This window comes from Shewanella loihica PV-4 (genome assembly GCF_000016065.1).
In the GTDB taxonomy this organism is placed as follows: domain Bacteria; phylum Pseudomonadota; class Gammaproteobacteria; order Enterobacterales; family Shewanellaceae; genus Shewanella; species Shewanella loihica.
The window spans coordinates 3,111,511-3,135,286 of sequence record NC_009092.1 but is presented as its reverse complement, the minus strand read 5'-3'; the positions used below and the strand labels follow the sequence as shown (position 1 = coordinate 3,135,286).

Sequence of the window (23,776 nt, the reverse complement as noted above, 5' to 3'; positions counted from 1 at the left end):
GCATGTTGATTAAGCTGGCGTGGCGCAATCTCTGGCGGCAGAAGCGGCGCACCCTGCTGACCGCCTTTGCCCTGGCGCTGGCGCTGTTTCTCTCCCTCTTTATGCGCAGCATGCAGGAGGGCAGTTACGAGCACAATATCGACAACAGTGCCCGCTTCTCTACCGGCCTGATCCAGCTGCAATCTCCCGAGTATGCCACCACAGAGAGCATAGAAGATCTGCTGCCCGGCGATGATGACTTTATCGCCCCGGCCAAGGCCTTACCCCACATCAGCTACGCCCTGCCCAGAATCGAATCTTTCCTGTTGGCGTCAAGCGAAGAGCGTTCCAAAGGTGTGCTGGTGTATGGCGTACGCCCGCAGCTTGAGAGCGACTATTCGGGCATAGATGACAAGCTGGTGGCCGGTCGTTACTTAACCCCGGGTGCCCAGCAGGTGCTGCTGGGACAAGGATTGGCGGAGTACCTGAAACTGGGTGTCGGCGATGAGCTGGTGCTCTATGGTCAGGGCTACCATGGCCAGACGGCGGCAGGAGTCTATCCTATCGCCGGCATACTGCATTTCCCCCTGGCGCAGCTGGACAATCAGTTGGTCTATATGCCCCTGAGCGCGGCCCAAGGCTTGTTTTCAACCGGTGAACAGGTGACCTCCTGGGTACTGCATAGCGACAACTTAGATGAGGTGGCGCCTCTGACCGAGAGGCTTTCTAATCTTTATGGTGATAGGGTCAAGGTGCGGGACTGGCAGTCGCTGGCCCCTGAGATGGCGCAGCAGATAGCCCTGGATAGGGCCGGCGGCCTGTTTATGATCTGCCTGCTCTATCTTATCGTCGGCTTTGCCCTGTTTGCCACCATCTTGATGATGACGCTGGAGCGCAGGCGGGAGTTTGGCGTCGTGCTGGCGACTGGCATGGCGCGCCTGACCTTGCTGCGCCTGGTGATGATCGAATCCTTGTTGATCGCCGCCTTGGGCACGGCCTTGGGGCTTGGGGTCAGCAGCGTGGTGATAGGTTATTTCTATTATCATCCCATCTCTCTGACTGGCGAGACCGCCAAGATGATGCTCGAGATGGGCTGGGAGCCTGTGATGCCCATGAAGGTATCGCTGGCGCTGGTGCGCAATCAGGTGATCATCATCCTCAGCCTGATGGCCCTCTGCCTCTGCTACCCCCTGTGGCGCACCCAGCATCTGGTGGTGGTGGCGGCCCTCAAAGGAGGCGATGATGACCAAGGATAATTCTGGCTGGCATCCGCCCATGCTGGCCCTTTTGGCCTGGCGCAATCTGTGGCGTAACCGCCTGCGCACCAGCATCATGGTGTGCGCCATGGTGTTTGGCCTGGTGGGCGTGGTGGTGATGTTAGGCTTCATGACAGGCATGTACGCCAACATGATAGATAACGCCGTCGCCTGGCAGACCAGCCACCTGCAGGTGCATAACAAGGATTATCTGCTCGATCCGGATATCAATAGCCGGATACGCGCGCCCGAGCCTGTGCTGGCTGAGCTTAGTCAGATCCCTGAGGTGCAAGGTGTCTCGGCGCGCTTTGTGGTGCAGGGCATGCTGGCCTCGCCCCGGGCGAGTCGCGGCATTCGCATCAATGGCGTTGACCCCGCCGCCGAGGCCAGGGTGACGCCCATCGCCGACAATATCACCCAGGGGGACTGGCTCGAGGCCGGTGGACGGCATCCCATAGTGATCTCGGAGAAGACGGCGAGCCGCCTCAAGTTAAGGCTGGGTTCCAAGGTGGTGCTTACCTTCAGCAACGCCGACAAGGCGGTTAGCGGGGCGGCGTTTCGGGTGGCGGGCCTCTATCGCTCCCCCTCCAGCACCTTCGATGAGGCCAATGCCTATGTGCGCCGCGCCGATCTGACCGCGTTGGCGGGGCTGGATGGCGTGCATGAGATCGCCATTCGCCTGACAAAAAGCGATAGTCTGGACAATAGCCGCGCCAAGGCGCTTGCCAAGATACTATTGAGCGTGCTGTCGCCCCAGGACAGGGTGCGCGACTGGCAAGAGATCCAGCCGATGCTGGCCACCATTATCGCTCAGATGGACACCAGCAATGCGGTGATTCTGCTGATCTTCATCTCGGCGCTGGGGCTGGGGATTGCCAACATCATGTTGATGGCGGTGTTTGAGCGCACGCGGGAGTTTGGCGTGCTGATGGCCATCGGCATGGTGAAGCGCAAGATAATGGGGCTGATCCTGCTGGAGTCTTTGCTGCTTGGGCTGACGGGGGCGCTACTTGGTCTTATGCTGAGCGTGTTGGTGATAGCGCTGCTGGCAAACACAGGCATCCCCCTTGGTAACATGGCCGATGGACTCGGCGCCTTCGGCGTATCGACCACCCTCTATCCCCAGGTCACCCTCGGTCAGTATCTCTCGACCTTGGCGATGGTGGTGATTGTTAGCCTGCTGGCGGCCCTCTATCCGGCGCGGCAGATCGTCAAGCAGCGTCCGGTAGACGCCATGTCGCAGAAGCATTAGGCCAAAGGAGTCAGATATTTAATGACCATAGCGATTCAAGCATTGACTAAGATCTATAACCCCGAGAGTGACTTTCCGGTGGCGGCGGTAAAGTCTCTGGACCTCACCATAGCCCAGGGCGAGTTTGTCGCCATCATGGGCCCCTCGGGCTCAGGCAAGACCACGCTGCTGAACATGATCGGTGGCATCGACAGTCCGAGTAGCGGCGCCGTATTTATCGACGGTGAGGATATCACCCACCTGAGCGAGCAGGCGCTAATCGCCTTTCGCCGCGACCATGTGGGCTTTATCTTTCAGGACTATAGCCTGCTGCCCGTGCTGACGGCGCTGGAGAATGTCGAGTTTGTCATGCAGCTGCAGGGCCACAGCGAGGCCGAGTGTCGTGATCGGGCCATGGCGCTGCTCGCCCAGGTGGGGCTGGCAGCTCAGCAGGATAAGATCCCCGCCAAGTTGTCGGGCGGGCAACAGCAGAGGGTAGCGGTTGCAAGGGCTCTGGCCCCCAGACCGAGGTTTGTGATGGCCGATGAGCCCACGGCCAACCTGGATGCTAAGAGCACCGCCGAGCTGCTGGATATCATGCAGTCGCTCAATGAGCAGGAGGGCACGACTTTTATCTTTTCGACCCATGACCCCAGGGTGATCGCCAGGGCCAAGCGGGTGATCGTTTTCGAGGATGGTCGCCTGGTCGAGGATCGCCGTCAATGAATCGGGCGGCTAAGTGCTTATGCTAAAGCTAGGGTTAAGGCCAATGTTGACTGCCACCGTCTGTCTTTGGGCGGCTGTGTTGAGTCTTGCGGCTTTAGCCTCGCCCATTCCTGGCGTTACGCCAGAGCAGCCCTGGCAGGTCAAGGGCTATGTGAGTTATCTCGGCTCTGTCATTGCCCCGGTCGAGGGCGAGCAGCTTTGGGACAGCCTGCTGCATAATCGCATCGACGCCGAGTATCGCTGGCAGTCGCTCAGGGTGAATGTTGGCCTGCGCAATCGCCTCATGGTCGGGGACAGCGGCAGGCTGCCGGGCTATGGGGAGCTGCTCGCCTGGGATCCCGGCTACTGGGATCTGTCGGCCAACTGGCTAGATAGCGACGGCTGGATCGGCAACAGCCAGTTAGATCGCGCTTATTTAAGCTGGGAGTTTGCTGACAACTGGGAGCTGGTCGCCGGCCGCTTTAGGGTTAACTGGGCCATGAGCACGCTTTGGAATCCCAATGATATCTTCAATGCCTACTCTATTTATGATGTCGATTATGCCGAGCGTCGCGGGGTCGATGCCCTTAAGCTTAGCCGCCAATTGGGTTACGCCAGCCAGCTGGAGTTTGTCTATAGCCAGGGGGCAGATAGCGCAATAAATGATGTATCGATTGGCCGCACGAATCGTCAGTACGCCGGGCGCTATCTTGGGCATAACTTTTTTGGCTATGACTTGGGCTGGGATTGGCAGCTGATACTCGGCGAGACCCGTGACGACAGGGTGTTTGGCGGCGGATTTGCCGGCGATATTTGGGGCGCGGGGCTGCATGGGGAGGTGACCCATTTCGATCCTATAAATACATCATACGTGGCGCCTGTCGATGCCGAGCCTAGGACTACGCAGTCGCTCGCAAGCGCGACACAGATACTTGAGGCCAGTACTGTGGCGACCCTGGAGATGGATTACAGCTTTGCCACTGATGCCAACTGGCGCGTACTGGGCGCCGCCCTCTATATCTCGTCGCCTCTGGGCGTCGACAGTGCCTTGCTCTATTTGAATCTGCCGCTCTCTGCCCGTACTTTGAGTTTCACCACCTGGACCTATTATCTGGATCTGGGTTTTGATCTGACGCCGCTCAGCCGTCTCAGTGCAAATGCCAGCTATTATGATGATGACTCCTTTTTTGTCGGCTTAACCTACCAGTATTCGCTGGCGGATGACTGGCAACTTAGCCTGATCGCGCAGCGCTTCGACGGTTCGAGCGCCAGCCTGTTCGGCCAGTCGGCTTCCACCTTGGGTTACCTGCAGCTTAAGTGGAGCTTTTAGTTGGCCTGTCTAATCATATGCTTGAGGCCTTGCTTGAACGACTTTTGAACGGCGCCGCTTGAAAGGCTCAGCTTAAAAGGCATGTGTGGTACTCCTAAGCCTGAGATGCTAGGCTTGGGCCTCTTATCTTTTCTCCTCCTCTGCTGGATATTGAGCGCAGGAAATTAATCGAGTTGAACATGGCCGCTGGCGACATTATTCCCGTACATCTTTATCTTTGCCCCTTGACCCTGCCAGGCCTTAGCAGCGATCAACAAGGGCGCCTGCTCGATACCTTACCTTTGGATGAGCAGCAGAAAGTGATGCGTTATCGAATGGCATCCGCGAGAGAGAAGGGGCTCCTGGTCAGGTGTTATCTGCGCGCGCTGTTGTCAAAAGCTCATACCCAGTTGAACCAAAGTTCGTTAAACCAAAGCCCGTTAAACCAAAGCCAATTAAATGCCGACATAGATGGCGCTATCGGCCCGAGTGAGTGGCGCTTCGATTACCTGGATAAGGGTAAGCCTGTGCTCAGTAAGGCTTTTTTTGCGCGCAGCCAGCTGGTGTTTAATCTGAGTCATAGCGGCGACTATATGTTGCTGGCTATCGCTAAATCGCCGCGGCTGGAACTCGGGGTCGATATTGAGCGGCTGAGGCAGAACACTAACATTCATGCCATCCTGAATCATTACTTTACCCGCCAGGAACGAGAGGCCATGTTGGCGCTGCCGAGCACGCGTCAGCGAGAGCGCTTCTTCGACCTCTGGGCTTTGAAGGAGTCCTACATTAAGGCCAAGGGGCTTGGGCTGGCACTCTCGCTCAAATCTTTTTATTTCGAGTTGAGTGAGACAGAGTGTCAGGCGCTAAGTTTTAAAGGCCTGGATGCCAGGCAAGCCCGGCTCGAGCAGGCGGCGCGCCTGTTTCTCGTCAAAGAAGATTCTCAGCAAACGGATTTAGGCAATGACCCACAACAGGCTCAACCGGCTGCGGGCTGGCAGAGTAAGCTTTGGCAACTGGATGATGAGTATCGCTTCGCGCTGAGCCTATCATCGACAGATCCGCTAGATTTACGCTGTGAGATGGTAAGTGCACAGGCCTTGTTGTCTGAGTGACAAGCCTTACCCGAGCTACAGATTTCACTCAATACAGACTTCATCCAATAAAGACTTCAATTTAGCCCAAAAGCTAACAGGATATTTACCGCTAAAAAAGCGGGAAGACCAAGGCGTGGCACCTATGGTTTTCCCGCAAAAGCTGTTGTTACTCAGGGAGTATTGGCGCCTATCGCCCGCTATGGGCGATAGGAAAAGGGCTTAGTAGTTTGCCTGGAAGGTCAACCAGAGTTTGTCTGTGTCGTTAGAGAAGGCATATCCAGCATCGGCACCGCTGAAGCTGGCGTATTTCACCCCTAGGCTATAGTGCTGGGCGAAAGGATAGGTAGCCGAGACGCCCCATTCCTTACCCATGTCCACATCGCCGTAGTCTGAATCAAACTTGTGGTACTTGGCCAATAGTTTCAAGCCTGCAACCTTTGCGGTCAGGATCACATGAGTATCTACGATACCGTTTTCCCAGTTACCCTTGCCGCCGAAGAGGAACTTATCTGTCCAGCCGTTAAAGGCGTGTAGTGTGGCCAGTGGCGTGATAAAGCCCGCCTTGCCATCGTCAGAACCTAACACCTCGTAGCCCACTTTCGCGCCGAAGGCATCGAAGTTCACCCCCGCACCGAGCTTATAGTAAGGGGCTGAGTAGCTGACAGGGTTGTCGCCGCCTTCAGACTGCTGCGCGTACTCTGCCTCGTAATTGAACTTGAGTTGATCCAGTTTGATATCGCCAGTGGCGCGAAGGCCATAGGTATCGGTGGAGAAGGCGGCCACATTGACGTTGTCGATAAGATAGGCGTAACCACTAAGCTTAACGAAGTCTAACCCTTTGTAGTTAACGTTAACCAGGTGGGTCTTGTTCTTGTGCTCATCCTTACCCGAACCTTCCGGGAAGATACGATTAACGTTATTCACATAGGCGTAGTAGGCCGTCAGCCCCTCTACCGCAGTGTTCTTCACCGAGAAGGCATCATAGGTTTGTTCATTTTGACGGAAGCCAACGCCACCGACGAAGCGTTGGTTGTCGAGCAGGATGCGCTGACGGCCATATTGAGCCAAGGTATTAGCCGGGCCGCGGTAACCGATAAAGGCCTGATTAATTTGTGTATATTCATAGTCGGCAATCAGTGGCTCATCGTCGGTAGAGCGCACGTCGTCCACTTCAGCCAGGGCAAATAGCTTGTAGATGTCGCCGGTTTGATAGGTCAGGCGGGTACGCAGCGTGGTTTGATTTTGCTGGTCGACATCAGCCAGGTCTACATCTTCATAGCGCAGGCGGAATTGCACTTTGACTTGAGAGTCGTCGATAAAGGCTTTCTTAAGGGGATCGACGCTCTCTGTCGCAAGGGCAGAGGCGGACAAGCTGGCAAGCACGGCGAGGCTGAGGGCGTGAAGTTTCATTAATTGTGATCCTTTTGTTTGGTCATTGCTCAGGAGCTGTTATAGGGCTGCAAAAGGATCGGTTTGTTGATCTAAAACAATGTTGCACAGTGATTGATTTTTTGTGTCAATAATTGTGATAAAGATCATGAGCTTATACTGAATTAGAGGTATCTCTAAAGTGGTATTTTTAAGGTGTGCTAAATAATATTTTTTGCATACATTGAAGTGAGATGAAGTGAGATGAGGTGGCACCTGAGGTGAGTGTAGCGCTTTTGTCACTTCAATGGGTCTCTATAACAAAAAGCCCGCTTAATGCGGGCTCAATCCTTCATCCACCAGGTTACTGGCGTGCCAGTCGGTGGTTTTCGGGTGGATTTTCGAAGTCGCTGCGATAGGGGTTGATGTCTAGGCCGCCGCGGCGGGTGTAGCGGGCGTAGACGGTCAGCTTGGCGCAGTGACACAGGCGCTTGAGGTCGACGAAGATACGCTCGACACATTGCTCATGAAACTCATTGTGTTGCCTGAAGGAGATCAGGTAGCGCAGCAATTTTTCGCGATCTATCTTTGGGCCCTGGTAGCGGATCATCACGCTGCCCCAATCGGGCTGAGAGGTGATCAGGCAGTTAGACTTCAACAGGTTAGAGGTGAGTGTCTCGGCCACCACGCTCTTGTCGTCTGTGCTGTCGATAAGGTAGTCGCTTGAGAATTCGTAGCTGTCGATCTCGATATCCAGATCGTCGATGCAGGTGCCAGGCAGTTCCACGACGCGCTGATGGGCGAATTGCTTTGGCTCGATGATCTTGACCACTACCTCACCGCCGGCGCAGGCCGACAGATCTTTAGCCAGGGTCTGCTGAACCTGCTCGATGGAGTCGAAACGAGTCTGGTTGAAGCTGTTGAGATAGAGCTTGAAAGACTTGGACTCGATCAGGTTGTCGCTGTTGAAGTCGAGGATAAACTCGGCGATGGCCACCATGGGCTTGCCTTTGGCGTTTAACCAGGAGAGTTCATAGCCGGTCCAGATGTCGGCGCCATGGAAGGGCAGGGTATCGCCTAAGGCGATGGCATCCCGATTGAGCTGGCGTGGTACGCCTTGTAGCAGGGAGGCATCGTATTGGGCCTGATAGCCGGTCGATTTACCTAAGGTCAGTTTGGACAACGCGGGTGCGTCGCGATAAGGGTCATGAACCTGTGTCATCAATCGTTTTTCCATGTCAAAATAGGCGCACATTATACTTAAAATTCGGGTAACTGCTAAGTGTCTTCTTTGCCTGCACTGGATCAATTTTTTACGCTTTATCATCAAGCCTATAGCGATAAATTGGGGGAATCGCCCCGTTATTTCCCGCTGGGGGAGGCCTCTCCCTGCGTGCTGGAGTGTGATCAGGAGAAGGTCGATGCCTCGCCCGAGCGTTCGGTGCAGTGGCAGGCGGTAAAACGCGACAGCCAGGGGCCGTTTGATAACATAGAGCATGCCCTCTCAATCACACTGCATCCAAGCATACAGGCCTTCTACGGGCGTTACTTTGCGGCGCCGTTGATGTTTGAATCTGAATTTGGTGAGGGTGAGTTGTTGCAGCCCTGGAACCAACAAGATTTCGAATATCTGCAGCAAAACCTTATCGGCCATCTGATGATGAAGCAGAAGCTGAAACAACCTGCGACCTGGTTTATCGGTGTGCTTGGGGAGGGGGATGAGATGCTGGTGGTGGAGAACGAGACCGGTAGCGTCTGGATAGAGATCCCAGGGGAGCAGCCACATCGTCAACTGGCCGCTAGCCTGGAGGATTTTATCGCCTCTCTTCGCCCGCGAGTCTGCCCGCCACAAAAGCCGGTCGAAGCGCCTATGCCCGAGACGGATCATCCCGGGATTTGGCAGCGACTCAAGACCATGTGGCGACATCTGATTGCTAAAAGATAGTTGGGCCGCTATGAGATAGACTGCTCGCTAATAGAGAGTTGCAGTTAAAGGTGATCCCAGGAGATGTTGGAGACGATGCGGCAGTTGTCGCATCTGAAGTGGAACAGATCCAACAAAGGGGTTTCCAATAACCAGTGGGTGTTGCCGCAGCGTGGACAGGGCCTTTGCTGCTCGGCGGCCAGGCTCTCGCCACCTACGCGATAGAGATAGTAGTAGGTGGGGATCTTGGTGAGGTATTCGATGCGTCCACGCAGATCCCAGCCGCGGCGAAACAGGTCGCTGTCACACTGGCTCAATTCATCTAAGGCGGCGAACTCCGCCTTGGTGGCCGCCGCCATCTGCAGCTCATCGCAGGCCTGCCATTCGGTTTGCCACTTGATCACCCGCTTGTGATCGCCGTTGAAGGTTGCGGGGATCTGATACAGGGGAATCGGTTGCAGGGTATCGCCGTTTCGTAGCGGCGAGCACATGTGTACATAGCTGGTGTAGAGCAGTTGCCAGCTGGGCGTCTCTGTGCTGCTGACTTCAGAGTTGATATCCTGACCGATATATTTTTCCCTTGGATGCAGCAGCTTAGCCTGGGTAAGCTCCTCGAGCGCGTAATTGACCCAGGGGCTGTTGAATCGTTTGGCTAGGCTACTCTTTTCTGGCAGCAGCAGGCGCACCCTGAACTCCCCTTCGTTGAAGGCCACGGCAAATTCACGGCCTAGTACCTGGCCATTGGCCCGGTAGGCTTCCAGCAGACCATTAATCGCGCGTTCGGCGGCCGTGATAGTGGTGTTGTCAAAACACTCGAATCTGAGTTCCACCACGTGCATCAGTGAGGGTCCTTGTTGCTTAATTTGGCTTCGAGTTCGCTGATACGCTCAACCAAGGCCTGTTGATTGGCTGTGAGCCTGGCAACCTGCTCGGCGAGCTGGGCCAGCGTTGGCATAGCGTCGTCGCTTTGGACATTTGCTGCTGGAGCGCTTGTGGTTACCACTATCGCCGCCTGCTCATCGGCTGACATAGATTTAAAGCGTTGTAATCCTTGAACCAGGATAGGCATGGGCAGCGAGTTGCCCAGACTTGCCTTGATCAATGCCAGGCTGGGAGGCTTACCCGCCAGACTCAATTTACGTGCGGCGACCAGCACCTGTTCGAGTGGACTCATGATTGGTGAAATTCCTTACTTTTTAGCCTGACAGACATACTCTTGATTCTTGGGTTTGCTTCAAGATGTTGAAAATTATAGGTATATCTGTTTGGCATAAGCTTTGCTTTACCTGAATCCAGTTATAATAGATAAACAGGACGTGAAAGTGAAAACAAAATTAATAACAGCATTGGTCTTCGGCGCGACCAGTTTAGCGCTATCTGGGTGTGTATTGAATGTGGGTGAAGGTGACAAGGGCTGGAGCACGGGTAATTCTTGGGAGCGCGTGCAGGAGCAGAATCGTGTGAACCTGTCTAAGTTGTCCTTGGGGATGACGCGCGATCAGGTGATGACACTTATGGGCACCGCCGATTTTAACGAGGCCTATACCAAGCAAGATAAGACGATCAACGTGCTCTACTATCGTACCCAGCGTACGCGCGAAGATGGCACCACCACCAAGGATGAATGTACGCCTATCGTGATCACAGACAATCGCGTCGTGGGCTGGGGTGAGAAGGCTTACCACAACATGTAATGGGATACTCTTTAGTAAAAAGGCAAGCCAGTTCGGCTTGCCTTTTTTGTATAAGCCATTCACAAGTGAGACTTTTCGAAGCCTAATTTTTAAGCCTATTCTTTAGTCCCAGATACCCGAGTCATAAGAGGATGTTTAAGCTTCGCTATCTAAGTGCGAAGCTGGGCATCGAGGTGATCGATCACCTCTGTCCACATGGCATCTTCTGCTAAGGCTTCGGCTAAAAAATGCCTCTGGGCCTGGGTCCAAAAGGGGGCCTCGGCGATATGGATCTCCGCGGCGATGGAATGCTGCTTGATGAAAGCCTCAACGGCATCGGGTTCACTCGGCAGGCCGAGTTGGTCAAATAGGGTGGCTAAATCCGGTTGTGTGATGTCCATCTTATCCCTCGCTAGTTGGTGATGAGGTGCTTCTATTTAGTATGCGATAAATTGATAAAGTTTCGAATCGATTAAAGTTTGCACTTTTTTACAAGCTTGTTACATTGGACCATGTTGATCTGGATCAAGGAATAACAGCAATGATGACAACAGCTACCCCACCTGTTAACGAAACCTATAAAGCTGTCTATTTAACCGCCGAAGACCTACGCGTCGCCGCCTCGATTCTCTATAACGCCTACCATGATGACCCCTTCTTTATTGCCGCCCTACATAAGGGAGACAAGGCGCAATATGAGCAGAAGTTACGCGGTGCCATTCGCGAGGAACTGCACACCCTATGGCAAGAGGAGCAGGCATTGATCGGCCTGTTTGAGGAGGAGCGCCTGATTGGCTTGGCCTGTATCGTGACCCAGCAGGTGCCATTGGGGGAGGCCAGATACTGGCATTGGCGCCTAAAGATGTTGCTGAGCGCCGGCTGGCAGTCGACCCAGGCGCTGATGAAGAAAGAATCTTCGATTCTAGAGCATCTACCCAGCACTCAATGTGGCATATTGCAGTTTATTGCCGTCACACCGATAGAGCAGCATAAGGGGTTAGGTAGACGTTTGATCCAGGCGGTGATGAGCTGGTGCGACGAGCAACCAGAGCTCGAAGGGGTTGGGGTTTATGTGACCCAGGATGATCATGCTCATCTGTTTTCCTCCATGGATTTTGCCCCCATCGAGCGCCTCGTCATAGGTGGCGTGCCGGGCGAGCTGCTTTTCTACCGGAGCCCTGAGATTGAGTAAGCGCTACACCAACTTCAAAGACTTCTATCCCTTCTATCTGTCGCAACATAGGGATCCCAGATGCCGCGCCTTGCATTATGTGGGTAGCCTGTCGGTGATCGCGCTCCTGGTGGTGGCCATAGTGCTAGCCAAGTATTGGCTGCTCTGGCTGCTGCCTGTTCTGGGTTATGGCGCAGCCTGGATAGGGCATTTCGTGTTTGAGCGAAACCGGCCCGCAACCTTCGAGTACCCCTTATACAGCTTCTTTGCCGACTGGGTGATGTTGGCCCAGTGGCTAACGGGCCGTCGATGACAGCTTTATCCCGCGACTGTCGCGGGGGAGGTCGTGTGATCACAGACATCATTATAAAGCCCTTAAGATGTGCCTACTCACAATTTGCCAAGCCGTTTGTGAGAGATCGCTTACAAACATGTGAGTCTTTCTCCTGAAATTACCCCTGTTTTCGCCTGCGGATATTTGAATCTCATTAATGTTCAATAAGTTAACTGTGTACTTGCCTGCGGTTGAAATTTAAGCTGTTCACAATTGTTTCTGATGGCGTACATTCTGGCGCAGCGGTAAGTATACTGAACTCAAGTTAAGGAGCTTACTTAAGCAATACGGATGGCGAAGGAAAGCCAAGGATAGCAAGATTGTCGAGGAAGCGAGAATCTTAACATCATGGATGAGAGCAGGATGCTTTAGGATGATAGGCGATAGGGATTATCGTGAAATGGACTATTGCTAAAAGGACTTTTCTAAAAGGATTGCCACTCAAGGGATTGTGAGTGTAACCAAGGACTGTTTATCAAGGAGTTGCTTACCAGGGAACAGGTAAGAGTAAGCATAAAAGGATAATGGCAGGACGCGTTGGAGCCCATAGGATGTGGGAGCGTGGTTGAATGAGTCGACCACCCAGGGAAGAATAAGACAGGATGTCTCAGGAATTGGAGACGGCAGGATGCCGATGTGATCAGGATGATGCAGGGAGCACGGCGATAGCAGGATGGCTAACACAAGAGTATAGAAAGGCGCACTTTATAGTGCGCCTTTTCTTTTTCTGCTCGATTTTTTTAGCCCCTCTTTTTAGCTAGTGAATCCAGAGTTCTGGGGGCATTGAGTGAAAGGGTTTGCTGGAGTTGGCCTTTGCTCACAGAAAGTGCCCGCCGCCGTGTGAGACATCTCTTACATTGATGTGCGAGATAAAGCTGATAACATGCTATCTATATCTGCAATGGTGTTTATTTGTTTTGAAATTCATGCGCTTATAGTTAAGCGGTAAGATGGCAATAATGTGACTTCTTAAGCAGAATTTTTTCCATCCCTATTATTGGGCGACAGGGACGCTAGAATTAACAGTGTTCAAGGATGAATGCGCAAGGACGGGTCAGGATGACCTACACATCATCAGGATGATGATGGCAAGGATGGTACAAGGATGGCAACTCACGGAAGAGTCGACAACTAGGGAAGGCCAAACACTCACGGAAGATGGATATCTGCCTAGGATGGCAGATGACAAGGAGTGTAGGAAAGGAATCCCAAGGAAGAGATTGGACATGCTTAGGGATTAAGCAAACTTGGTAAATGGATGACCAAGCTCAGGGACGGTACCTTAGTATGGAAGTGCTAAAAGGTACAAGGAATAGATGGACCAAGGAAGATGCAAGGAGCATAAATTCGCAAGGTTGGAGCAGGGAGCACTAAAATAGCTGGATTGCTTAGCGAAAAAGATAGAAGGCGCGACTCTTAATTGAGCCGCGCTTTTTCTTTATCTGGGTTTTAGAACTGGAGTTCTGTTGTAATAGCAGGTGCCTGGATTTATACCAATCACGGTAAGTAAGTGAACAGAAATAGCGCGGGAAAAACGTTCGAGAATACGGCAGAATTTTTTGATAAGTAGTTATTCTACTATCAAAAATGATAACACCGTTATCGGACGTTTTAACAAGCTAGCATGCTCAGTTATTTACTACGATTGGTATTATGCATGGCTGCCAGTCGAGCAATAATGTGAGTAAGCATTGGAATGCCAGGCAGTTGTCGATGCGAGCTTGATGGCTTACTTGCAGCCGCCTGAGTTGCAACCGCCGCGACTGCCACAACTACCGCCGACAGAACCTCGCGCCTCAGGGGCTTGCAACCATTCGGGTTCGGGAAAGATTGGCCACTGAATCTTCTCTATCTTCTTACCATGCATCCAGATATGGGCGCGATACTGATTGATACCGTCGGTGCTGAACTCCATCAAGAACTTGGCTTTCCAGGTCAGTCCGCTGCTTCCGCCCACACTGGGGCGGGCCGATTCCATGGCGATAGCCAGGAGTTGCACTCGCTGCTTCTTGCATTCACTGCTGGCAAATACCCGGCTCAGTTCGGCCATCTGGCGTAATTGCCAGAAGAAGGCGGCAATGATCACCAGCGCGGCGATCATTAAAAAGTCTGTCATCATGCTTTGGTCACCCTAAAGAGTCCACCTATGGCATTGGCGAGAGCCTGGCTGCGCTCGCTGTCTCTTAATGCCATCAAGAGTTGAGTTCGTATCGCTGGAATTGCCACAATATCAGCAAAGATCTGGTTAAAAAAGCCCTGGGGTTGTTTTGCTAAGGCCTCGAGATAGATCTTGCGAGTCTGGTCGTCTTTTAATGCGGTCCAGTTTCGGCCAGCTATGGTGATCAAGGCGTTGTCATCCAGCGCATCTTGCTCATCCAGATATTGTATCGCTTGCTGTGCAAGGGCTGGCGCCGAGGCCAGGGCGCGCAGATAATAGAGTTTCTGTTCGGGACTGCCCTGATAAAACGCGCTTAACAGCCGCTCGGCTAATGGCGCATCGAGTGTGATGTGCTCTAGCTGTTGGCACAGGGCTATCTTGACTTCATCCGCGCTGTGCTCAAGGGCGTTAAGCAGCTGCTCATTGTGGTCGAGCGCCGCGGCGCGCACACAGATATCCGCTAATCCCTGTAACCCCACATCTTGCCAACGCTCAGGCGAAACCTGCCCCGATAGGTATTGATAGGCAAATTCATATTGCGCCGAGGCAGGTAGGCCCAGCTGTTTACGCACCAAGGCGTTGAACAGCGCCAGTTTCTCCGCACTCGGTTTGAAGGCGAAGGGATGGTTGGCGAGCGTGTCCTGCTGATCTTGTGAGAGTGCCTGGGTCGGATCGCTGCCCAGCGCCTCTATCACCATACGAATAAACTGGGTTCTCGGGGCTGGTGAGAGTAGGCCACGTTCATCCAGGGGGAGCTTTAAGAACCAGATGAAGTGTTGGTTGGAGTCGTCCCAGAAGACGATGGCAAATTGGGCATGACCTTGGATAGGCGAAGGATAAGGGGCCTGGAGTGCCTCAATCTGGGAGAAGGCCATCATGTCAATATGCTGTACCCGGCGGCCGAGATCATAGACTTGGAATTGGGTGTTAGCCGTGCTGAGAAATTGAGTAAGAGTGGTAATTTCAGTCATTAGAATGCCGTCTTGCTTACAGGGAACAGATTAAATGGCGCTTATTATAGGGAGAAGTGTGCTGAGATGGTACAATTTCGGCCGAAATAGCTCGCAGGCTAAAGCTCTTGTACTGACTCATGTGCTGACTCGGGTTCATGTAAAGGCTTAGGCGCCGCGGCGAAAGATATCATTGAGGAAAGTGTGTCTCTCTATACCGAAAAACAGCTCAGGCTTATCGAAGCCGAATTGAAACGACTGCAATTGTGGCAAGACCAGCCGCCTTCTGCCGAGGCGATGGCGGACCCGACGCCCTTTGCCTGCGAGTCGATGACATTTGAGCAGTGGCTGCAGTTTATCTTTCTGCCCAAGATGGGCGAGATCATCGCCGTTAATGGCGCGCTGCCCAGTCAGATTGCCTTGACTCCCATGGCCGAGCATGTGTGGCAGGGCAGAGCCGAGATGCGAGTATTAATCACCATTATTAATCAATTAGATGAGCATTTGAGTGGATCTAACTAACCCTAAAACCATGGAAAACCTTAACGAGCAGCTAGCTGGCGACGATGACAGCCTTGCCGTAGAAGCGGCACCGACAATCGAGATCCTCTATGAAGATGACGATCTTGTCGCCATCCACAAACCTGCCGGTCTGCTGGTGCATCGCAGCTACCTTGCGCGGCGGGAAAAATATTTCGCCATGCAGATGACGCGGGATCTGGTGGGCTGCCATGTGTTTCCCGTCCATCGTCTCGACAGGCCGACCTCGGGTGTGCTGCTGTTTGCCAAGAGCAGTGAGATGGCGAATCAGTTGTGTGAGCAGTTCGCCAGCAAGTCGGTGCAAAAGCATTATGTTGCCCTAGTCAGGGGGAACATGCACGAGCCTGGGCTGCTGGACTACCCTTTGAAGCAGGAGCTTGACGAGCTGGGTGATAAGAATGTCGACCCTAACAAGGCGGCGCAGGAGGCGCAGACCAGTTATCACCCCTTGCTCAACTGTGAGATCCCTTATCCTTCTGGCCGCTATGCCAGCAGTCGCTATGCCTTGGTTCAGCTAACTCCCCATACGGGGCGCAAGCATCAGCTGCGTCGGCATATGGCCCATCTGCGTCATCCCATCATTGGTGATACCACCCATGGTGACGGCAAGCAGAACCGTTTCATGCGCGAGCATAGTGGCATCAATCGTTTGTGGCTGATCGCCAAGAAACTTGAGTTCAATCATCCACGAAGCGGCGAGCGAATAGCGGTGGAGACAGAGCTAGAGGCCGAGTGGCTGTCGCTGTTTGAACTGCTCGGCTGGGATGACCAGCAGCTGAGTGGCGAACAAGCGCTACTTATCTGTGAGGCTTAACGGCTAAAGGTGAGCGCCTAGAGAAGTTTATGCCACCCAACCCAAAGGCCCGTGACTCGATACTCGAAGTTCGGGCCTTAGGGTTACTTGACCAGCGCGCAGGCCGATTTGATGGCAGTGAGGGGCGATAGCTTCTCTTCGGGGAGGTCAATTTCTGATGGGGGATGCGGGTTGAGCGAGAGGGACTGAACGGTTCTGAAATAACACATGCGCCTGATATGCGCGCTGCGGTGAACATGCTTTAGATGTTTCTGTCGGCTCGAGTGTCGCATCGAATTGATCCTTGAAACTCAATAACCTAGTGTAGCTATCAAGCTTTCAATAAAGTATGTTTAGAGTATAAGTAATTAATGCGCGAAGGGCTAAGTAAAACATGAGAAAAGTGAATCTGGTATATGGAACTGTCTATGGCAATGCACAGTTTGTTGCCGAGACCCTGCAAGAAGAGCTATTGGCCAAAGATATCCAGGTCACTCTGATGACGCCAGAGACCCTCAACGGCTTCGTACCGCCCGAGGATGAGTTGCTGCTGGTGGTTACCTCCACTACGGGTCAGGGCGATCTGCCCGATGATATTAGCCCCTGGTTTGAGACCCTCAGAGGCGAGGCGCCTTACCTGCCAAAGCTCGAATATGGTGTCGTGGCGCTGGGGGACTCGAGCTATGAGACCTTCTGTTTTGCCGGTATACGTTTCGATGAGTTGTTAACTGAGCTTGGCGGCACGCGCATAGGTGAACTGCTTAAGATAGATGCCTGTGAGACGATGGAGCCGGAAGTAGAAGCAAAAGCATGGTTAACCCAATGGACCCAACTCATCAACGACCACGCGGCCGACTGAGCCGGATCAGTCGTCAATGGTTTAAGTTTGCCCAGCGGCTGAGCCAGGCCCTGCTGCTGCCTATCGCCATCTTGCCCGCTGCGGGGGTGATGATTGGTCTTGCGACCAATCCCATTCCTTTTATTTCGGCGGATCTCGCCACACTCATGTGGACCGTTGGCAACCTGGTGTTCTCCATGATGCCCATGCTGTTTGCGGTCACTATTGCCATAGGCTTCTGTCGAGATCAGGGGATAGCCGCCTTCAGTGCGGTCTTCGGCTATGGGGTTTTCTTCTCTAGCCTGTCGGCGCTGGCGAAGATCTATCATTTGCCGACCGAGATGATCTTGGGGCAGGCCACCATAGACACGGGCATTGCCGGTGGCATGATGGTAGGCGCCTTTACCTGTCTTGTGGTCAAGCACAGCGAGCGCATACGCCTGCCGGCGGTATTCTCCTTTTTCGAGGGACGCCGCTCGGCGCCACTGTTAATGCTGCCGATGGCCATCTTGCTGGCCTACCTGTTTCTGCTCCTGTGGCCCTTGCTATCTAACTGGATCGAGCAGATCTCAAACTGGGCCGTCTATCAGGAGCCCGCCTCGGCCTTTGCCGTATATGGCATGGTGGAGCGCTTGCTGATCCCACTTGGGCTACACCATATCTGGAATGCTCCCTTTTATCTGGAGATGGGGCAGTATTTCAATGGCGATGAATGGGTAAGAGGTGAGGTTGCCCGCTATCTGGCTGGCGACCCCCAGGCCGGAAATCTGGCCGGTGGTTACCTGATTAAGATGTGGGGCCTGCCTGCGGCCGCGCTGGCCATCTGGCGCTGCGCCGATAAACATGAGCGTAACAGGGTCGCCGGGATCATGCTGTCGGCGGCTACTGCCTGTTGGCTGACCGGGGTCACCGAGCCCATCGAATTTGCCTTCATGTTTGTCGCCCCGCTGCTGTTTATTCTGCATGCCCTGATGACGGGGATCGCCTATGCGGTGACGATTTCGCTGGATATCCACCATAGCGTGGTGTTTTCCCATGGCTTAGTCGATTTCAGTCTATTGCTGGGACAGTCCAGAAATGTAGAATGGTTTTTGATCCTCGGCCCCCTCACGGCGGTTATCTATTATCTGGTGTTTCGCGGCGCCATCTTGGCGTTTAACCTCAAGACCCCGGGACGCATGGAGGCGGGCAGCGGTCAGCGGGCCGGGCTGATCTCCATGATCACCGCGTTGGGCGGACAGGATAATATCAATGAGTTAACCGCCTGCCTGACGCGACTGCGTATCAGCGTGAAACATGCCGAGTTGGTGGATAAGGCCCAGCTCAACAAGCTCGGCGCCAAGGGCGTGGTATTGGTTGGAAACGGGGTTCAGTTGGTTTATGGCACGAAAGCGGAGAGTATCAGGCGCTTATTGCAGCGCTATCTAGATAGGCACAAATCGTGAAATTGAAAGGTTAGACATTTAGAGGTAGAGAAGATGCAACAGAGAGTATTAATCACAGATTGTGCCGACGCACCAGGACTTATCACTAAGATCACGGGTGTCTGTTATGCCCATGGGCTCAATATCGTTAAGAACAGTGAATTTGTCGACAATGCTCAGGGGCGATTCTTCATGCGCACCGAGTTGGAAGGGGTGTTCGATGAGGCAAAGTTCTTGGCCGATATCGATGAGGTGCTGCCTGAGCAGCGTCATCGTAAGCTGGTGGTTAAGGGCAAGAAGCGCGTGGTGGTGATGGTGACCAAGGAGGCCCATTGCCTCGGGGATATCCTGATGAAGGCCTATTATGGTGGCCTGGATGTGGAGATCGCCGCTATCGTTGGTAACTACGACACCCTCAAGCCGCTGGCCGATAAGTTTGAGGTGCCTTTTTATTGTGTCTCTCATGAGGGTAAGACGCGCCATGAGCATGAGCAGGCGATGTTAGCAGTGATTGCGCAACATAACCCTGACTACCTGGTGCTTGCGAAATTTATGCGGGTGCTGACCCCAGAGTTTGTCGAGCAATATCCAAACCGTATCATCAATATTCATCACTCGTTTTTGCCTGCCTTCATCGGAGCCTCGCCCTATCGTCAGGCGTGGGAGCGTGGGGTGAAGATCATCGGTGCCACAGCCCACTTTGTAAATAACTGCCTGGATGAAGGGCCGATTATCAAACAGGATGTGATCCCTGTGGATCACAGTTACAGCGCCGAGGAACTGGCCAGGTGTGGTCGGGATGTGGAGAAGAGCGTACTGAGTAAGGCGTTGCAATTGGTGTTGCAGGAAGAGGTGATCGTCTACGGTAACAAGACAGTGGTCTTCTAGCCTATAGTAGCGAGCAAACCTATAATTTATAGTTAATAAAAAAGAGCCTGTAGGCTCTTTTTTATTGGTTTTAAGCAGTTGGTCAGCTTATTGCCAAAGCTTATTCCCTTAGAAGTTAACGGCTAAAATCTCTTCGTCACCATAGTTCATGGCGAGATCTTTAATGGTCACTGTACCTAAGCTGTAGCGTTCAATCTTAGCGGCAGTGCGATCGGCGCCGTTGCTCAGAGCAAACTGATGGAAGCTCTGGTCATTGCACACAAGGCGAGGGAAGACGCGTTGTTTGTTGATGCGATATTCTTTCATCGTACCGTTAAATTCAATAATGCTGTTGCTTGCGCCGGCTTTGCATACGGCAACTAAGGTTTTTTCCATCTGAGGCGACATGGCGGCTTGAGAAGAAAAAGCCAGTGGGGCTAATGCGATGGCGGCAATCGTTAGTAACTTTCTCATTTTGTGCTCCTAGCATATTTCTGTTGGGATCGACTATGAGTAAAGCCCTTTATTTAGCGAAAAGCTGTTAGCTATTTGTCGCGAAATGTATCGGTATGTGAGGAGTGGATCAGGCTATGTCTGGGAGTAACAGAATATGTCTGGATATCCCTTTAGAGGTAAAAAAGCCAGGTGAATACCTGGCTTTTTAAGGTTAGGGTGCGACAGGGATTAATCGACGATGCGTAGCAACTCGTTAATACCTACCTTGCCGCGGGTCTTGGCATCGACCTTTTTCACTATGATGGCGGCATACAAGTTATATTTGCCACACTGAGAGGGCAGGGTGCCTGATACGACAACCGAACCCGCTGGCACACGGCCATAGTGGATCTCGCCGGTTTCACGGTCATAGATGCGGGTGCTCTGGCCTATGTATACCCCCATAGATATAACACTGCCTTCTTCGACCACTACGCCTTCGACGATCTCTGAGCGCGCACCGATGAAGCAGTTGTCTTCGATGATGGTAGGGCCTGCCTGTAGCGGCTCCAACACGCCGCCGATGCCGACACCGCCTGAAAGGTGCACGTTCTTACCAATCTGGGCGCACGAACCAACGGTCGCCCAGGTATCAACCATGGTGCCTTCATCGACATAGGCGCCGAGGTTAACGTAAGACGGCATGAGTACGGTGTTCTTGCCGATAAAAGAGCCTTTACGCACAGCGGCAGGTGGTACCACACGGATCGCTTCCTGCTTGAAACGTGCCTCGTCATAGTCGGCAAATTTCATCGGTACTTTGTCGAAGAATTTGGTTTCCGCGCCGTCGATCACCTGGTTGTCGAAGATGCGGAAAGAGAGTAATACGGCTTTCTTTAGCCACTGGTGTACATTCCATTGACCGTCGATCTTCTCGGCGACGCGCGCTTCACCTGTGTCTAGCATGGCGATGGCTTTCTCTACGTCGGCGCGAACACTCGGCTCGACCGTGGTAGGGGTGATTTCTGCGCGAGCTTCAAAAGCTGTTTCTATACGTTGGCGTAAAGCCTCCATTAACGTCTCCCAATTATCATAAATTAGTCTGTTGATTAAACTTGGTTTTGCGTATCGAGCGCCTTGACCAGTGCTTCACTGAGCGCTTCTTGTTGTGTCTCGTTCAGTTGCTGTCCATCTTGTGTCTGCAACATAAAGAAATCTTCGGCGCGCTCGCCTATGGTGGTGATCTTCGCCGCTAACAGGGTGATCTTACAACGATAGAAGATATCCCCCACCTTGGCCAATAATCCTGGACTGTCCAGGGCGATCAGCTCCATCATGCTGGTGCCTTGTTTGCGCGCCGGCAGGAAGCTTACCTGGGTCGGTACCCTGAAAGGTTTCATCTTACGCGGCAGCTTCTTAAATTTCGGCAATTTCGCCGTGTCATTGCTTAAGGCTTTCACCAGTGCCTTCTTGATCCCCTGGATGCGGGAGATCTGCGACACCGGGCTGCCATCTTGCTCTAAAATGACGAAAGAATCCAGTGCGTAGCCATCTTTTGAGGTCATGATGCTGGCGTCATGGACATTGATGTTCTTGTTATCCAACACCGCCATCACTGTGGCGAACAGCTTAGGCTTATCCTGACTGTAGACAAACAGCTCGGTGCCGCCCCGGGTGGTGTGCTTGGAGACCAACACCAGGGCCTCATCATGCTTGTGTTTGAGTATCGCCTCGGCGTGCCAGGCCACCTGATTGGGCTGATGGCGCAGGAAGTAGTCGGCCTTGAATCGCTGCCACAGGGTATCTAGGCTCTTCTCCTTGATCCCGCGGCGCAGCAGCTCTTTCTTCGCCTTGCCCTGATGCTCGCGCACGCGAGCGCGAATATCCACCGGCTTCTCCTTGCCCCGGGCAAGCACCCTCTGGGTGGAGAAGTAGAGATCCCGCAGCAGCGAGCCCTTCCAGTTGTTCCAGGTCTTCTCGTTGGTGGCGCAGATATCGGCGACCGTGAGGCAGTAGAGGTAGCTAAGATGCACGGCGTCACGCACCCGATCGGCAAACTCGGCCACCACATCGGGATCCGAGATATCTCGGCGCTGGGCGGTGACCGACATCACTAGGTGATTTTCCACCAACCAGCTCACCAGGCGACCATCATGCTTATTGAGGCCGTGCAGATCGCAAAATTCTTGGGCATCCACGGCGCCGAGTTTACTGTGATCGCCGCCGCGTCCCTTGCCGATATCGTGGAAGATGGCCGCAAGCACCAGCAGCCCCTTCTTCGGCAGCTGATTGATCAGTATGGAGCCTAAGGGGAACTCATCCTTTTGCTCCGTCTGTGAGAATCTGTCGATGTTGAGCAGCAGTCTGTGGGTATGCTCGTCGACCGTGTAGGCGTGGAAGAGGTCGAACTGCATCTGCCCCTCTATGTTGCGCCAAGCTGGCAGGTAGGCCGACAGTATGCCGTGGCGATGCATCAAGGAGAGAGAGGCTATGCCCCGAGGGTGACGTAAGATCTCCAGGAACACCTTGCGGCAATCCTCACTGTCCATCAGCGGTGTCTGCTGGGCGCGGCGGGCGCGTCTTAGGCTGCGCAGGGTAGGGGCGTAGATCCCCTTGATATTAGAGTTGCGCGCCGTGTGCAGGAAGAGGCGCATGATCTCCACCGGATCATCGAACAGATCCGCCTGCAGGGATTCGATAAAACTGCCGCGGCGCTGGTAATCCTCGTCTATGGGCTGGATCTCCAGCTCCTTGGTGTGGCCCAGGGTAGCGCGCTTGAAGAGTTGCAGCAGCATCTGATTGAGCTCCATCACCCGGCGTACGGTGCGATAGTAACGCTTCATCATCTGCTCGACCGCAAGTTGGGTCTCATCCTTGTAGCCAAGCAGCTCCGCTACCTGGCGCTGCAGGTCGAACAGCAGGCGGTTCTCGTCGCGCCCCGAGATCAGGTGCAGGGCAAAGCGCAGCTGCCACAGATAGCCCTGACACTCCAGCAGCTCCTCGAGTTCATCCTGCTCCAGAAAGCCGTGGGCAACCAGCTCCTCGGCGCAGCTGGCGTCGAAGTAGCGCATCGCTACCCAGGTGATGGTCTGAATGTCTCTCAGACCGCCCGGGCAGGATTTGAGATTGGGTTCGAGATCGAAGGCGCTGGCCTTGGCATGGCGCGCCACCTGCTCATCGCGCTTGGCGACAAAGAAGTCGCTGGCGGGCCAGAAATCGCCCTCACGTACCTTGTCATACAGGGTGTTAAACATGGCCTGGGGCCCGCAGAGTAATCTGGCTTCCAGCAGGTTGGTGGCGATGGTGATATCGGCCTTGCCCTGAGCTATGGTCTCATCAATTGTTCTGACGCTGTGGCCCACCTCGAGGCCCGCATCCCAGAGGAAGGCGATAAACTGACTGAGTTTGGCTTCGTCACTTGGGGCGAGCGACCCTTGGATAAGGAAGAGTAGGTCCACATCGGATTGGGGATGCAGTTCCCCCCGACCATAGCCGCCGACGGCGATTAGCGCCACGGGCGTGGTATCGAGCTGATGGGCTTGCCACTGGGCAATAAGGAGTTCATCGACGAAACGGCAGCGTTGGCTGACCAGGGCGGTCACAGATTCGCCGGCGCTGAAACGTTCTAGGAGTTCTTGATTTTGTTGTTTTAGGGCGTTCTTAGCTGTTAGCGCAGTGTTCATTGCAGTCCTTAACCTCAGAGCGAGCATAGCAGGCCGGATGGCCT

General features: G+C 53.6%; 24 protein-coding genes. 14 read left to right on the top strand and 10 right to left on the bottom strand.

The window, feature by feature from the left end; translation table 11 throughout:
• Nucleotides 1–2 precede the first annotated feature (2 nt).
• The 5 genes from SHEW_RS13765 (at nucleotide 3) to SHEW_RS21025 (ending at nucleotide 5,592) form a co-directional block, all read left to right on the top strand.
• Nucleotides 3–1,235 carry an ABC transporter permease gene (locus SHEW_RS13765; RefSeq protein ID WP_011866457.1) on the top strand — a complete coding sequence of 411 codons (1,233 nt, stop codon included), beginning with the start codon at nucleotides 3–5 and terminating at the stop codon, nucleotides 1,233–1,235.
• Nucleotides 1,219–2,487, top strand: coding sequence for an ABC transporter permease (locus SHEW_RS13760; protein WP_223294718.1), 1,269 nt, complete (start codon nucleotides 1,219–1,221; stop codon nucleotides 2,485–2,487). Before SHEW_RS13765 ends, SHEW_RS13760 begins: the two co-directional genes overlap by 17 nt.
• A 21-nt stretch (nucleotides 2,488–2,508) precedes the next feature.
• Nucleotides 2,509–3,192 (top strand): ABC transporter ATP-binding protein, encoded by a 684-nt coding sequence (locus tag SHEW_RS13755; RefSeq protein ID WP_011866455.1) that lies wholly within the window; start codon nucleotides 2,509–2,511, stop codon nucleotides 3,190–3,192.
• A 43-nt stretch (nucleotides 3,193–3,235) separates the two neighbouring features.
• A complete protein-coding gene (locus SHEW_RS13750) occupies nucleotides 3,236–4,501 on the top strand; it encodes a hypothetical protein (RefSeq protein WP_011866454.1) in 1,266 nt (421 codons plus the stop codon).
• Nucleotides 4,502–4,680: 179 nt separating this feature from the next.
• Complete coding sequence (locus SHEW_RS21025) at nucleotides 4,681–5,592, top strand: 4'-phosphopantetheinyl transferase family protein (RefSeq protein ID WP_011866453.1); 912 nt, start codon at nucleotides 4,681–4,683, stop codon at nucleotides 5,590–5,592.
• 201 nt (nucleotides 5,593–5,793) lie between these two features.
• On the opposite strand, the gene SHEW_RS13740 is transcribed toward SHEW_RS21025, so the two are convergent.
• Both SHEW_RS13740 and queF read right to left on the bottom strand, forming a co-directional pair.
• Nucleotides 5,794–6,984, bottom strand: a complete 1,191-nt coding sequence (locus SHEW_RS13740; RefSeq protein WP_011866452.1) for an alginate export family protein — start codon at nucleotides 6,982–6,984, stop codon at nucleotides 5,794–5,796.
• 322 nt (nucleotides 6,985–7,306) lie between these two features.
• Nucleotides 7,307–8,164, bottom strand: coding sequence for an NADPH-dependent 7-cyano-7-deazaguanine reductase QueF (gene queF, locus SHEW_RS13735; RefSeq protein WP_190272390.1), 858 nt, complete (start codon nucleotides 8,162–8,164; stop codon nucleotides 7,307–7,309).
• Nucleotides 8,165–8,224: 60 nt separating this feature from the next.
• Here queF and syd point away from each other — a divergent pair, with 60 nt between their 5' ends.
• Nucleotides 8,225–8,887, top strand: coding sequence for a SecY-interacting protein (syd, locus tag SHEW_RS13730; RefSeq protein WP_011866450.1), 663 nt, complete (start codon nucleotides 8,225–8,227; stop codon nucleotides 8,885–8,887).
• 44 nt (nucleotides 8,888–8,931) lie between these two features.
• Here syd and SHEW_RS13725 read toward each other — a convergent pair whose 3' ends face one another.
• Both SHEW_RS13725 and SHEW_RS13720 read right to left on the bottom strand, forming a co-directional pair.
• The gene (locus SHEW_RS13725; protein WP_011866449.1) at nucleotides 8,932–9,705 is read right to left on the bottom strand and encodes a Zn-ribbon-containing protein; all 774 of its coding nucleotides are present in this window, start codon (nucleotides 9,703–9,705) and stop codon (nucleotides 8,932–8,934) included.
• Nucleotides 9,705–10,040: a hypothetical protein gene (locus SHEW_RS13720; RefSeq protein WP_011866448.1), complete on the bottom strand. Its 336-nt coding sequence runs from the start codon at nucleotides 10,038–10,040 to the stop codon at nucleotides 9,705–9,707. The genes SHEW_RS13725 and SHEW_RS13720 overlap by 1 nt, the downstream gene beginning before the upstream one ends.
• Before the next feature lie 148 nt (nucleotides 10,041–10,188).
• Between SHEW_RS13720 and SHEW_RS13715 the strand changes: the two genes are divergently transcribed.
• The gene (locus SHEW_RS13715) at nucleotides 10,189–10,560 is read left to right on the top strand and encodes a DUF3192 domain-containing protein (RefSeq protein WP_011866447.1); all 372 of its coding nucleotides are present in this window, start codon (nucleotides 10,189–10,191) and stop codon (nucleotides 10,558–10,560) included.
• Nucleotides 10,561–10,709: 149 nt separating this feature from the next.
• Here the strand turns inward: SHEW_RS13715 and SHEW_RS13710 are convergent, their stop codons facing one another.
• On the bottom strand, nucleotides 10,710–10,940 hold the full coding sequence (locus tag SHEW_RS13710; RefSeq protein ID WP_011866446.1) for a DUF2789 domain-containing protein: 231 nt from the start codon (nucleotides 10,938–10,940) through the stop codon (nucleotides 10,710–10,712).
• Between the two features lie 140 nt (nucleotides 10,941–11,080).
• On the opposite strand from SHEW_RS13710, the gene SHEW_RS13705 reads away from it, so the two are divergent.
• Complete coding sequence (locus SHEW_RS13705; RefSeq protein WP_011866445.1) at nucleotides 11,081–11,731, top strand: GNAT family N-acetyltransferase; 651 nt, start codon at nucleotides 11,081–11,083, stop codon at nucleotides 11,729–11,731.
• Nucleotides 11,724–12,023 (top strand): Mpo1-like protein, encoded by a 300-nt coding sequence (locus SHEW_RS13700; protein ID WP_011866444.1) that lies wholly within the window; start codon nucleotides 11,724–11,726, stop codon nucleotides 12,021–12,023. Before SHEW_RS13705 ends, SHEW_RS13700 begins: the two co-directional genes overlap by 8 nt.
• Before the next feature lie 1,750 nt (nucleotides 12,024–13,773).
• Here the strand turns inward: SHEW_RS13700 and SHEW_RS13690 are convergent.
• The gene (locus tag SHEW_RS13690; protein WP_011866443.1) at nucleotides 13,774–14,163 is read right to left on the bottom strand and encodes a DUF3301 domain-containing protein; all 390 of its coding nucleotides are present in this window, start codon (nucleotides 14,161–14,163) and stop codon (nucleotides 13,774–13,776) included.
• The gene (locus SHEW_RS13685; protein ID WP_011866442.1) at nucleotides 14,160–15,173 is read right to left on the bottom strand and encodes a DUF3549 family protein; all 1,014 of its coding nucleotides are present in this window, start codon (nucleotides 15,171–15,173) and stop codon (nucleotides 14,160–14,162) included. Before SHEW_RS13685 ends, SHEW_RS13690 begins: the two co-directional genes overlap by 4 nt.
• Before the next feature lie 183 nt (nucleotides 15,174–15,356).
• On the opposite strand from SHEW_RS13685, the gene SHEW_RS13680 reads away from it, so the two are divergent.
• From SHEW_RS13680 to purU, 5 genes are all read left to right on the top strand, one after another.
• Nucleotides 15,357–15,674 carry a YqcC family protein gene (locus SHEW_RS13680; RefSeq protein WP_011866441.1) on the top strand — a complete coding sequence of 106 codons (318 nt, stop codon included), beginning with the start codon at nucleotides 15,357–15,359 and terminating at the stop codon, nucleotides 15,672–15,674.
• A 10-nt stretch (nucleotides 15,675–15,684) separates the two neighbouring features.
• The gene (gene truC / locus SHEW_RS13675; RefSeq protein ID WP_011866440.1) at nucleotides 15,685–16,506 is read left to right on the top strand and encodes a tRNA pseudouridine(65) synthase TruC; all 822 of its coding nucleotides are present in this window, start codon (nucleotides 15,685–15,687) and stop codon (nucleotides 16,504–16,506) included.
• 373 nt (nucleotides 16,507–16,879) lie between these two features.
• Nucleotides 16,880–17,344 carry a flavodoxin gene (locus SHEW_RS13670; protein ID WP_011866439.1) on the top strand — a complete coding sequence of 155 codons (465 nt, stop codon included), beginning with the start codon at nucleotides 16,880–16,882 and terminating at the stop codon, nucleotides 17,342–17,344.
• On the top strand, nucleotides 17,296–18,768 hold the full coding sequence (locus SHEW_RS13665; protein WP_011866438.1) for a PTS transporter subunit EIIC: 1,473 nt from the start codon (nucleotides 17,296–17,298) through the stop codon (nucleotides 18,766–18,768). Before SHEW_RS13670 ends, SHEW_RS13665 begins: the two co-directional genes overlap by 49 nt.
• A gap of 33 nt (nucleotides 18,769–18,801) precedes the next feature.
• Nucleotides 18,802–19,635, top strand: a complete 834-nt coding sequence (gene purU / locus SHEW_RS13660; protein ID WP_011866437.1) for a formyltetrahydrofolate deformylase — start codon at nucleotides 18,802–18,804, stop codon at nucleotides 19,633–19,635.
• 108 nt (nucleotides 19,636–19,743) lie between these two features.
• On the opposite strand, the gene SHEW_RS13655 is transcribed toward purU, so the two are convergent.
• From SHEW_RS13655 to glnD, 3 genes are all read right to left on the bottom strand, one after another.
• On the bottom strand, nucleotides 19,744–20,088 hold the full coding sequence (locus SHEW_RS13655) for a DUF3718 domain-containing protein (protein WP_011866436.1): 345 nt from the start codon (nucleotides 20,086–20,088) through the stop codon (nucleotides 19,744–19,746).
• 210 nt (nucleotides 20,089–20,298) lie between these two features.
• Nucleotides 20,299–21,123 (bottom strand): 2,3,4,5-tetrahydropyridine-2,6-dicarboxylate N-succinyltransferase, encoded by an 825-nt coding sequence (gene dapD, locus SHEW_RS13650; RefSeq protein WP_011866435.1) that lies wholly within the window; start codon nucleotides 21,121–21,123, stop codon nucleotides 20,299–20,301.
• Nucleotides 21,124–21,158: 35 nt separating this feature from the next.
• Complete coding sequence (gene glnD / locus SHEW_RS13645) at nucleotides 21,159–23,732, bottom strand: bifunctional uridylyltransferase/uridylyl-removing protein GlnD (protein ID WP_011866434.1); 2,574 nt, start codon at nucleotides 23,730–23,732, stop codon at nucleotides 21,159–21,161.
• Nucleotides 23,733–23,776: the final 44 nt, after the last annotated feature.

Excerpts from the sequence above, each read along its gene's own strand:
- SHEW_RS13765 (WP_011866457.1), top strand. The coding sequence starts at position 3 with ATGTTGATTAAGCTGGCGTGGCGCAATCTCTGGCGGCAGAAGCGGCGC.
- SHEW_RS13760 (WP_223294718.1), top strand. The coding sequence starts at position 1,219 with ATGATGACCAAGGATAATTCTGGCTGGCATCCGCCCATGCTGGCCCTT.
- SHEW_RS13755 (WP_011866455.1), top strand. The coding sequence starts at position 2,509 with ATGACCATAGCGATTCAAGCATTGACTAAGATCTATAACCCCGAGAGT.
- SHEW_RS13750 (WP_011866454.1), top strand. The coding sequence starts at position 3,236 with ATGTTGACTGCCACCGTCTGTCTTTGGGCGGCTGTGTTGAGTCTTGCG.
- SHEW_RS21025 (WP_011866453.1), top strand. The coding sequence starts at position 4,681 with ATGGCCGCTGGCGACATTATTCCCGTACATCTTTATCTTTGCCCCTTG.
- SHEW_RS13740 (WP_011866452.1), bottom strand. The coding sequence starts at position 6,984 with ATGAAACTTCACGCCCTCAGCCTCGCCGTGCTTGCCAGCTTGTCCGCC.
- queF (WP_190272390.1), bottom strand. The coding sequence starts at position 8,164 with ATGACACAGGTTCATGACCCTTATCGCGACGCACCCGCGTTGTCCAAA.
- SHEW_RS13725 (WP_011866449.1), bottom strand. The coding sequence starts at position 9,705 with ATGCACGTGGTGGAACTCAGATTCGAGTGTTTTGACAACACCACTATC.
- SHEW_RS13720 (WP_011866448.1), bottom strand. The coding sequence starts at position 10,040 with ATGAGTCCACTCGAACAGGTGCTGGTCGCCGCACGTAAATTGAGTCTG.
- SHEW_RS13710 (WP_011866446.1), bottom strand. The coding sequence starts at position 10,940 with ATGGACATCACACAACCGGATTTAGCCACCCTATTTGACCAACTCGGC.
- SHEW_RS13705 (WP_011866445.1), top strand. The coding sequence starts at position 11,081 with ATGATGACAACAGCTACCCCACCTGTTAACGAAACCTATAAAGCTGTC.
- SHEW_RS13690 (WP_011866443.1), bottom strand. The coding sequence starts at position 14,163 with ATGATGACAGACTTTTTAATGATCGCCGCGCTGGTGATCATTGCCGCC.
- SHEW_RS13685 (WP_011866442.1), bottom strand. The coding sequence starts at position 15,173 with ATGACTGAAATTACCACTCTTACTCAATTTCTCAGCACGGCTAACACC.
- truC (WP_011866440.1), top strand. The coding sequence starts at position 15,685 with ATGGAAAACCTTAACGAGCAGCTAGCTGGCGACGATGACAGCCTTGCC.
- SHEW_RS13670 (WP_011866439.1), top strand. The coding sequence starts at position 16,880 with ATGAGAAAAGTGAATCTGGTATATGGAACTGTCTATGGCAATGCACAG.
- SHEW_RS13665 (WP_011866438.1), top strand. The coding sequence starts at position 17,296 with ATGGTTAACCCAATGGACCCAACTCATCAACGACCACGCGGCCGACTG.
- purU (WP_011866437.1), top strand. The coding sequence starts at position 18,802 with ATGCAACAGAGAGTATTAATCACAGATTGTGCCGACGCACCAGGACTT.
- SHEW_RS13655 (WP_011866436.1), bottom strand. The coding sequence starts at position 20,088 with ATGAGAAAGTTACTAACGATTGCCGCCATCGCATTAGCCCCACTGGCT.
- dapD (WP_011866435.1), bottom strand. The coding sequence starts at position 21,123 with ATGGAGGCTTTACGCCAACGTATAGAAACAGCTTTTGAAGCTCGCGCA.
- glnD (WP_011866434.1), bottom strand. The coding sequence starts at position 23,732 with ATGAACACTGCGCTAACAGCTAAGAACGCCCTAAAACAACAAAATCAA.